10 protein-coding genes are annotated in these 8,455 nt (G+C 74.5%); 8 read left to right on the top strand and 2 right to left on the bottom strand.

Annotated elements, in window-relative coordinates; genetic code table 11:
* The 6 genes from ACLBYE_RS28145 to ACLBYE_RS28120 form a co-directional block, all read left to right on the top strand.
* The coding region (locus ACLBYE_RS28145; RefSeq protein ID WP_447696692.1) for an MxaK protein at nucleotides 1-543 on the top strand (543 nt) is incomplete at its 5' end.
* The gene (locus tag ACLBYE_RS28140; RefSeq protein WP_447696691.1) at nucleotides 540-1,607 is read left to right on the top strand and encodes a vWA domain-containing protein; all 1,068 of its coding nucleotides are present in this window, start codon (nucleotides 540-542) and stop codon (nucleotides 1,605-1,607) included. The genes ACLBYE_RS28145 and ACLBYE_RS28140, both read left to right, overlap by 4 nt.
* A 2-nt stretch (nucleotides 1,608-1,609) precedes the next feature.
* Entirely contained in the window at nucleotides 1,610-2,176 is a 567-nt protein-coding gene (locus ACLBYE_RS28135; RefSeq protein WP_447696690.1) for an SRPBCC family protein, read from the top strand.
* Nucleotides 2,177-2,184: 8 nt separating this feature from the next.
* Nucleotides 2,185-3,135: a cytochrome D1 domain-containing protein gene (locus tag ACLBYE_RS28130; protein ID WP_447696689.1), complete on the top strand. Its 951-nt coding sequence runs from the start codon at nucleotides 2,185-2,187 to the stop codon at nucleotides 3,133-3,135.
* Nucleotides 3,132-3,665 (top strand): MxaH protein, encoded by a 534-nt coding sequence (locus tag ACLBYE_RS28125; RefSeq protein ID WP_234081580.1) that lies wholly within the window; start codon nucleotides 3,132-3,134, stop codon nucleotides 3,663-3,665. The genes ACLBYE_RS28130 and ACLBYE_RS28125 overlap by 4 nt, the downstream gene beginning before the upstream one ends.
* Nucleotides 3,662-4,354, top strand: a complete 693-nt coding sequence (locus ACLBYE_RS28120; protein ID WP_447696688.1) for a response regulator transcription factor — start codon at nucleotides 3,662-3,664, stop codon at nucleotides 4,352-4,354. The genes ACLBYE_RS28125 and ACLBYE_RS28120 overlap by 4 nt, the downstream gene beginning before the upstream one ends.
* A 26-nt stretch (nucleotides 4,355-4,380) precedes the next feature.
* Here the strand turns inward: ACLBYE_RS28120 and ACLBYE_RS28115 are convergent, their stop codons facing one another.
* A complete protein-coding gene (locus ACLBYE_RS28115; RefSeq protein WP_447696687.1) occupies nucleotides 4,381-4,839 on the bottom strand; it encodes a hypothetical protein in 459 nt (152 codons plus the stop codon).
* Between the two features lie 122 nt (nucleotides 4,840-4,961).
* Between ACLBYE_RS28115 and ACLBYE_RS28110 the strand changes: the two genes are divergently transcribed.
* Entirely contained in the window at nucleotides 4,962-5,231 is a 270-nt protein-coding gene (locus ACLBYE_RS28110; RefSeq protein WP_447696686.1) for a hypothetical protein, read from the top strand.
* 39 nt (nucleotides 5,232-5,270) lie between these two features.
* On the opposite strand, the gene ACLBYE_RS28105 is transcribed toward ACLBYE_RS28110, so the two are convergent.
* On the bottom strand, nucleotides 5,271-5,627 hold the full coding sequence (locus ACLBYE_RS28105; RefSeq protein ID WP_447696685.1) for a VOC family protein: 357 nt from the start codon (nucleotides 5,625-5,627) through the stop codon (nucleotides 5,271-5,273).
* Nucleotides 5,628-5,872: 245 nt separating this feature from the next.
* On the opposite strand from ACLBYE_RS28105, the gene ACLBYE_RS28100 reads away from it, so the two are divergent.
* On the top strand, nucleotides 5,873-7,984 hold the full coding sequence (locus ACLBYE_RS28100) for a putative bifunctional diguanylate cyclase/phosphodiesterase (RefSeq protein WP_447696684.1): 2,112 nt from the start codon (nucleotides 5,873-5,875) through the stop codon (nucleotides 7,982-7,984).
* The last annotated feature ends 471 nt before the right edge of the window (nucleotides 7,985-8,455 follow it).

Genomic DNA, 8,455 nt, shown 5'->3' with positions numbered 1-8,455 from the left:
CGCCGCGCCGCCCGCCCCCGCCTCGGCTTGGCGGCGGCGTGGCGCCGGGTCCGGCCGGCCCTGCTGGTCGCGCTGCCGCTGGTCCTCGCGGCCGCCGCCCTGTGGTTCGCCGTCTCGGGCTGGAGCGCCGCGCGCGACGACGACCGGATCGCCGCTCTGGCGGCGCGGATCGGCTTCCTCGCCGCCCGGGACCGTCTCGGCGAGACCGAGCCCCTCCTCGACGCCCTCGACCGCGCCGGCGCGGTGCGGGAGGCGGCCCGGGCGCGGTACGTCATCGGCAACGCGCGGATGCGGCAGGCCTTCGCGCTGATCGGCCGGGGCGACCTCGACAAGGCCGCGCCCCAGGTGACGCTGGCGCGGCAGGATTACCGCCGCGCCCTCCAGGCCCGGCCCGAGTTCTGGGACGCCAAGTACAACCTCGACGTCGCCTCGCGCCTCGTGCGCGACTACCCGGAATTCGACCGCAAGACCGGGGATGAGCTGCGCGCCGAGCCGAAGAAGATCTGGACCGACATCCCCGGCCAGCCGCGGGGCGGCCCGTGAGCCCGCGGCGCGTCCTTCCCCCCGTCCCGCCCTCGGTCCTGCCCCCTCTCGTCGCCCGCAACCTGCGCGACGGGCGGTTCCGCGCCCTGGCGGCCGCCCTCGCGCTGGCGCTGGCGGCCCTGGTCGCGCCGCCGATCCCGGTCACCCGCACCGGCGTGTCGGTGCTGGCGGTGGTCGACATCACCGGCAGCATGGCGGTGCGCGACTATCCCGCCGCTGGCGGGTCGGTGAGCCGGCTCGAGACCGTCAAGGCGGCGCTGCGGGCGACGCTGCCCGACCTCCCCTGCGGCTCGCGGGTGGCGCTCGGCCTGTTCACCGACCGGCGGCCGTTCCTGCTGTTCACGCCGGTCGAGGTCTGCGCCGACTTCGCGCCGTTGGACGGCGCCATCGCGGCCCTCGACCCGCGCATGGCCTGGGAGGGGGACAGCCGCATCGCGGCCGGCCTGTTCCGGTCGGTCGCCATGGCGGGGGAGATCGACGCCGACCTCCTGTTCCTCACCGACGGCCAGGAGACGCCGCCGCTGCCCACCTCCGGCGGCCCGACCTTCGACGGCAGGCCCGGCGCGGTGCGCGGGCTGATCGTCGGCGCGGGCGGCTACGGCCTGTCGCCGATCCCGCGCTTCGACGATCGCGGGCGCGAGACGGGCTTCCTCGGCGAGAGCGACGTCCAGCAGGAGAACCGCTCCGGGCCGCCCCCGGCCGACGCGGAATCCCGCGAGGGCTACAACCCGCGCAACGCCCCCTTCGGGGCCCAGGCCGCCCACGGCACCGAGCACCTCTCGTCGGTCCGCGAGCCCTACCTGAAGCGCCTCGCCGCCGAGACCGGCCTCGGCTACGTCCATCTCGACGGCCCGGGCGGTCTCGCCGCCCCTCTGCGCGCCGCGGCGACGCCGCGCCCGCTGCCCGGCCGCCTCGACCCGCGGCCCGCCCTCCTGGCGGCGGCCCTGGCTCTGACGCTCCTGGCCCTCCTGGCGGGGCCCCTCGCCCGTGCCCTCCGCGCGCTCCGCGGGCGCGCGGCCCACCCTGCTCCAACCCCTGCTCCAGCCGGAGCGATCAGGACCTGACCATGCGGATGCCCCTCGCCCTCTTTCCGGCCCTCGCCCCGGCCCTCGCCGCGGGCCTCGCCGTCGTCGGCCTCGCCGGCGCGGCGCTGGCCCACGGGCCGACGCCGCAGAAGATCGACCAGTCGATCACCATCCAGGCGCCCCCGGAGGCGGTCTGGAAGGTGGTGGGCGATTTCGGCGGCATCGGGCGCTGGCACCCGGACGTGGCCAAGGCCGAGGCCAGTGGCGGCAACGTCGAGGGCACGACCCGCCGGGTGACCCTCAAGGCCGGCGGCACCCTGGTCGAGGGGCTGGACGAGTGGCTGGCCGACGGCCGGACCTACTCGTACCGGATGTCCGACCCGGACCTGAAGGCGCTCCCGGTCTCCTCCTACTCGGCGACGCTCACCGTGACCCCGGACGGGACCGGCTCCAAGGTCTCGTGGATCGGCCGCTTCTACCGGGGCGACACCGGCAACGAGCCGCCGGAGAATCTCAGCGACGAGGCCGGGCGCACGGCGATGAACCGCTACTTCGCGGACGGGCTCAAGGGTCTGAAGGCGGCCGTCGAGGGCCGGACGACCCATTGAGGCCCCGCATGCGCCACCTGTGGCTGATCGCGACGCTCGCGGTCGCGGTCGCGGCCGGGACCGGCGCTGGGACCAGTGTCGCGTCCGCGGCCGGCGACCCGGTCTGGGTCGTCAGCCAGCAGGGGGCCGAGCTGGCGCGGATCGAGGCCGGGACCGTGGCCGGGCGGATCCCGCTCGGACCGGCGCCGGTGGCGGCGGCGCCCGACCGGGCCGGCCGCCTCTATCTGACCCACCCGGACGGGCGCGCCGTCACCGTCGTCGCACCCGGCGAGCCGCCCCGCCGCCTGCCCGTCCCCGGCCAGGCCTTCGGCCTCGCGGCGAGCCCGGACGGGGCGCACCTGTACGTCGGCGACTGGTCGGGCGACCGCGTCCTGAAGATCTCCGCGGCGACCGGCGCCGTCGAGGGCGCCGCGGCGGTGGGCCGCGACCCGGCCCATCTCGTCCTCGACCGGCGCGGGCGGCTCTACGTCGCCGACCGCGAGAGCCGTCAGGTCAGCGTGATCGACACCGGGACGATGGCCCGCGTGGCCGTGGTCCCGACCGGCGAAGCGCCCTTCGCCCTGGCGCTCGCACCGGACGAGGCGAGCCTCTACGTCGCCAACGTGCGCAGCGGCGACCTCACGGTGATCGACACGGCGACGCTGCGGGCCCGCGCCACGGTTCCGGCCGGCCGGATGCCCTACGGCGTGGCGGTTACCGGGGACGGCAGCCGCATCCTGGTCACCAACCAGCACGCCGCCGCCGTGACGGTGATCGACGCGGCCCGGCTCGAGATCGTCGCCACCGTGGCGGTGGGCCCCTATCCCGAGGGCATCGCGGTGGCCGGTCCGCTTGCCTACGTGGCGAACTGGTTCTCGGACGACGTCTCGGTGATCGATCTCGCCACGTGGCGCGAGACGGCGCGCATCAAGGTGGCGGAGGGCCCGCGCACGGTCCTGGCGGGGGAGCCCGCGCGATGAGCCGTGCCGGCCGCATCGGGATCGCGTCCGGGCTGGTCCTGCTGGCCCTCGGCGCCTGCGACCGCGGGGCGGACGAGCGCGCCGACGCGCGCGCCGACGAGGCCGGCGCGGTGGTGGCCACCACCGCCGAGGGCACCCTGCCGGCCTGGCTCGCGCCGACCGACGGGACCGACCCGGCCCGCTGGCTCGCGGGCCGCGAGGCCGGCAAGGCCCTGCCGGCCGACGATCCCCGCGTGCGCGCGATGGCGACGGCGCTGGCCGGAGCCCGCGACGGCTTCATCGAGGACCCGCGCATGATCGCCAACCGCACCGTCCAGCTCGGCCAGATGCTGGCCGAGGCCGGCATCGGCGAGGGCTACGGCGCGATCCTCGACGGTCTCGGCGGCATCGCGGCGGAGCGCGGCCGCCGCAAGAGCCTCTACGGCGAGATGTGCCAGCACTACTACAACGCCCGGATGCAGGGGGCCGACCACGCGGCCGCGCTGGCGCGCCTCGCCGGCCCGCACCCGGTCGGCGAGGGGACGCCGTGAGCGCCGCCCGGGCCTCGGCCGACCGTCCGGTGGGGCGGGACGGCCCGCGGGTTCTCGACGCGGTGCTGATCGTCGACGACCATCCGGTCGTGCGGCGCGGCTTCCGCCATCTCGCCGAGGATGCCGGCGTCCGGGCGGTCCACGAGGCTGCGGACGTGGTGTCGGGCTACCGCACCTTCCACCGCCACCGGCCCGGGCTGGTGGTGACCGACCTGGGCTTCCGCGACCAGGGGCTGTCGGGCCTGTCGCTGATCCGCCGGGTGCGAGCCCTCGAGCCGGCGACCCGGATCCTCGCCTTCAGCATGCACGACGACCCGGTGATCGTCGCCCGCGCCATCGAGGGCGGGGCGCACGGCTTCGTCCTGAAGGACACGGCGGTGACGCGCTTCCACGAGGCGCTGGCGACCGTGTCGGCCGGGCACAGCTACCTGCCGCACGAGGTCGCGACCAAGATCGCGATGCTGAATGCCGGGCTCCTGGAATCGCCCCTCGCGCGCCTGACCGCGCGGGAGGTTCAGGTGCTGTCGCTGCTGGGGGCGGGCAAGTCCAACGAGGCGATCGCCGACAGCCTGTCGATGAGCCACCGGAGCGTGTCGGCCGTCGTCTCGGGCATGAAGCAGAAGCTCGGCGCCGGCAGCCTCGCCGACCTCCTGCGCATCGCCCTGTCGCGGGACGGGCGCCCGGTGTGAGGACGACCGCCGTCAGCGGGCCGGGGCTACCGCGGCACGATCAGGCCGGGAACGATCGATCCCTGCGGCCCGAACGTCGCCTCGGCCTTCCGGCAATTGGCCGCGACGTCCTTCTGGTAGGCCGCGATGTAGCGGGTCGCGGTCAGGTGCAGGTCGCCGGTCTCCAGGCTCGCCGCGTCGACGCCCAGGGCCTCGACGGTCTGCTTGAGGCGCGCGGGATCGCTGCGCAGGCCGGGGCATTCGAGGTTCACGAAACCGGCGAGCCCCGCGAGCTTCGCCGCCTGATTGCGCCGCGGATCGGCGGCCGCCGGGTCCTGCGCCTGCATCGAAGGCTGTCCCTGGGGCTGGATCGGGGGCTGCGGGATGGCCTGCGGGATGGCCTGCGGGATGGGCTGCGCGGGGGGCTGCGCCTGAGCGTGGGCCTGGGCCGTCAGAAGACCCAGGAGGCCGGCCGAGATCGGGCCGGAAAGACGGATCGCGCGCATCGCTTCTCCCATCCTGTCGCAGGAGCAGCGCGTCCGTCGACCGTCACCGCTGCGAAGAGTCGCGCAGTTCTATGCCGCTGGATCGGAGATTTACAATGCAGACCAAGCTTATAATCGTCTTAGTGACTCTGGCATGCGCGACTCTGCCGGCGGGGGCCGCCCGCCTGACCGTGGACGACAAGGCCTCGCTGTGGCCGCGGGCGAGCGCGACCGACAAGATCGATTTCTCGACCCGGATGGGCCGGGCCTTCCACACGCTGTCGCCCAAGCTGGACGCGGCGTACTTCATGCGCTGTCTGGAGGAGACCGCCAATATCGGGGACACCAAGGATCTGCGTCTCGAGGAGATGGTGCGGACCTGCATCTCCCTGGTCCGGGACGAGGCCGAGTGAGCGGCCGGCCCGGCCTCACGGTGGGCCTCGCGCGCGGCCTCACGCACGATGGGCGACGATGTTGACCAGCCGGTCGAACGGGTCGCGGACGTAGAACCGCTCCACGCCCCAGGGCTCCCGGGCCGGACCGTACAGCACGGGCAGGCCGGCCCGCCTCACGCGGGCGAGGACCTCCGCCAAGTCGTCGACCTCGACCGAGATGTCGGGAACCGGTGTGCCCGAGCCGCCCGCGCTGGCCACGCTGATCTGCGGCGTCGCCGACATCCCGGGGGCCGCGAAGGTCAGGATCCAGCCGTGATCCATGACCACCTCCAGGCCAAGCACCTCCGCGTAGAAGGACCGCGCCGCCTCGATCTGCGTCGTCCGGATGTTGGTGACGATCCGCCTCACGGCCATGGCCCGGTCCCCGCTGCGCGCCGCCTATCAGAGGGCTCCGCGGGCCGCCCGGCAAGGCCCGGGACGGCGCCTCGGGAACCCGCGCCCCGGCCTCCTCCCGGCCTCGTCGCGGAAGTTCACGCAGCGATTGAAAGCGGGCCTCCGGAAAGAATCCGGAAAGCTCCCCGATGGTACCGTCCGCGCCGGTGGGACCTCGCACCGTCCAGCAGAATGTTCGCCCAGGCGGACGATTGGGATCCCCGGGTATGAACAGTGGGACGGTCGCGCTGCGGGAGAAGGCGAAGCTCCTCGACACCGTTCTCGACACGATGGATCAGGGACTGATGATGATCGACGCCGCCGGCGTCGTTCAGGTCTGTAATGCCCGCGCCCTCGCGCTGCTCGACCTGCCGCCGGACCTGATGCGGTCCCGCCCGACCTTCGAGGCGGTGCGGCAATACCAGATCGCGCGGGGCGAGTTCGGGAAGGCGAGCGCGACCCTGCAGCGCTGGGTGGCCGCGGGCGGCCTGGAGTGCCGCGCCCACACCTACGAGCGCGAGCGCCCCGACGGCACCGTGCTGGAGATCCGCACCGTGCCGCTGCCCGACGGCGGTGCGGTGCGGACCTTCACGGACATCACCGCGCGCAAGCGGGCCGAGGAGACGCTGCAGGTCAGCGAGACCCGCCTCGCCCTGGCGCAGGATGCGGGCAGCGACGGTCTCTGGGACTGCGACCTCACGACCGGGGAGGCGTGGTCCTCCGACCGCTGGTGGGGGGTCCTGGGCTACGAGCCCGGAGAACTGGCGAGCCACGCGCGGACGTGGCGGGCCCTGCTCCACCCGGAGGATGCGGGCGCGGCCGAGCGGGCCCTGATCGAGCACCTGAGCGGGCGGGCGCCGACCTACATGTCCGAGCATCGCATGCGCCGCAAGGACGGCTCCTGGGCCTGGATGATGACGCGCGGCAAGGTGGTGGCGCGCGCCGCCGACGGCCGCGCGGTGCGCTTCATCGGCACCCAGATCGACATCAGCGCCCGCAAGGCCGCCGAGGGGCAGGTCGCCCACATGGCGCGCCACGACGGCCTCACCGACCTGCCCAACCGCGCCCTGTTCTATGAGCGGCTCGAGATCCGGCTCGCCGACCTGCACCTGAACGGCGGCACCTGCGCGGTGCTGTGCCTCGACCTCGACCGCTTCAAGGCCGTCAATGACAGCCTCGGCCACGCGGCCGGGGACTTCCTGCTCCGGGCGGTGGCCCACCGCATCCGCGCGGTGCTGCGGGCCGACGACATGGTGGCGCGCTTCAGCGGCGACGAGTTCGCCGTGCTGGTGACCGATGCGGACGACCCCGCCCGCGCGGAGACCCTGGCGGCGCGCCTGATCGCGGCCGTCCAGGCGCCGATCCCCTTCGGCAAGCAGCGCCTGAAGGTGGGCCTGAGCGTCGGCATCGCCCGGGCGCCCGGCCACGGCTTCGACAGCGAGACGCTGGTCCGCCGCGCCGACCTCGCCCTGTACCGGGCGAAGACCGAGGGACGGAACACCCACCGCGTGTTCGAGCCCGCGATGGACGCGGCCGAGGCGGCCCGGCGCGACCTGGAGCGCGACCTGCGCCAGGCGATCGAGGGCGACGAGCTCATCCTGCACTATCAACCGCAGGTGAGCACCGGCACCGGCCGGCTGCTCGGGTTCGAGGCGCTCGTGCGCTGGGAGCATCCGACCCGCGGCCTCGTGCCGCCGAACGCCTTCATCCCCCTGGCGGAGGAGAGCGGGCTGATCCTGCCGCTCGGCGAGTGGGTGCTCCGGGCCGCCTGCCGGGAGGCGGCCCGCTGGGCGCACCCGCTGAAGGTGGCGGTGAACCTGTCGCCGCGACAGTTCCAGCAGGCGGATCTGCCCGAGCGCGTGCTGGCCATCCTGACCGAGACGGGCCTCGCGCCGACGCGGCTGGAACTCGAGATCACCGAGACCCTGATCATCAACGACATGGCGCGGGCGCTCGGCATCCTGCGCCGGCTGAAGGCCTTCGGCGTGTCCATCGCGATGGACGATTTCGGCACCGGCTACTCGTCCCTCGCGACGCTGCAGGCCTTCCCCTTCGACAAGATCAAGATCGACCGGTCCTTCGTGGGCCATGTCGAGGTCAGCCCGCAGGCGGCGGTGATCGTGCGGGCGGTTCTGGGGCTCGGCCGCAGCCTCGGGATGAGCGTCGTGGCGGAGGGCGTCGAGACGGACGCGCAGATGCGCTTCCTGGCCGCGGAGGCGTGCGACGAGGTCCAGGGCTACCTGATCAGCAGGCCGCAGCCGATCGAGCGGTTCGCCGCGCAGATCGACGCGCCCGAAACCTTCGTGCCGCCCGGCCGCCCCGACTCGGCCGTCGCCTGAGGCGCGCCGCGCCGCCCCGGCGATCCGGCGACGGCCCGGACGCCCGTCGCCGTACCGGTGCGGAGCGCCGAGCGGCGGCCCTGCCGCCCGCCTCTGTGGCACGGCCGCGACACCCGCCGACGACCGCCTGTGGATGACGCGACCTGCCCCCGATCCGTCAAGGTTCGGATGCCAGCGTGACCGCGCACCTCCGATCCGGCTCCCTCAGCTCCGCCATCCCATGTTCGCCCAGCCCCACGCCCTCATCCTCCGCCATCGCGAGCGCGTCGCCGTGCTCATCTCCTCCGCGCTGTTCCTGGCGGGCGCCCTGCCGCTCTTCTGGGCTATAGGCTGAGGCTCGATCCCGGGCCGGCCGCATCGTCGGCCGGCCGTCGAGCTTCCGCGCCGCCGCGCTCGCGAGGACGGGGGCCGCGTTCGGCCCGCCTGGACGGGGGAGGGGGGGGCCCCCTCTGGGGGGGCGCCGCCGCGCGG

Source organism: Methylobacterium sp. A52T, from assembly GCF_053346095.1.
Note: the sequence above shows the minus strand (reverse complement) of the source record. Positions and strands in the feature narration are given on the sequence as shown.

Bases quoted from the DNA above. Each gene is read 5' to 3' on its own strand.
- ACLBYE_RS28130 (WP_447696689.1), top strand. From the start codon at position 2,185: ATGCGCCACCTGTGGCTGATCGCGACGCTCGCGGTCGCGGTCGCGGCC.
- ACLBYE_RS28135 (WP_447696690.1), top strand. From the start codon at position 1,610: ATGCGGATGCCCCTCGCCCTCTTTCCGGCCCTCGCCCCGGCCCTCGCC.
- ACLBYE_RS28115 (WP_447696687.1), bottom strand. From the start codon at position 4,839: ATGCGCGCGATCCGTCTTTCCGGCCCGATCTCGGCCGGCCTCCTGGGT.
- ACLBYE_RS28105 (WP_447696685.1), bottom strand. From the start codon at position 5,627: ATGGCCGTGAGGCGGATCGTCACCAACATCCGGACGACGCAGATCGAG.
- ACLBYE_RS28125 (WP_234081580.1), top strand. From the start codon at position 3,132: ATGAGCCGTGCCGGCCGCATCGGGATCGCGTCCGGGCTGGTCCTGCTG.
- ACLBYE_RS28100 (WP_447696684.1), top strand. From the start codon at position 5,873: ATGAACAGTGGGACGGTCGCGCTGCGGGAGAAGGCGAAGCTCCTCGAC.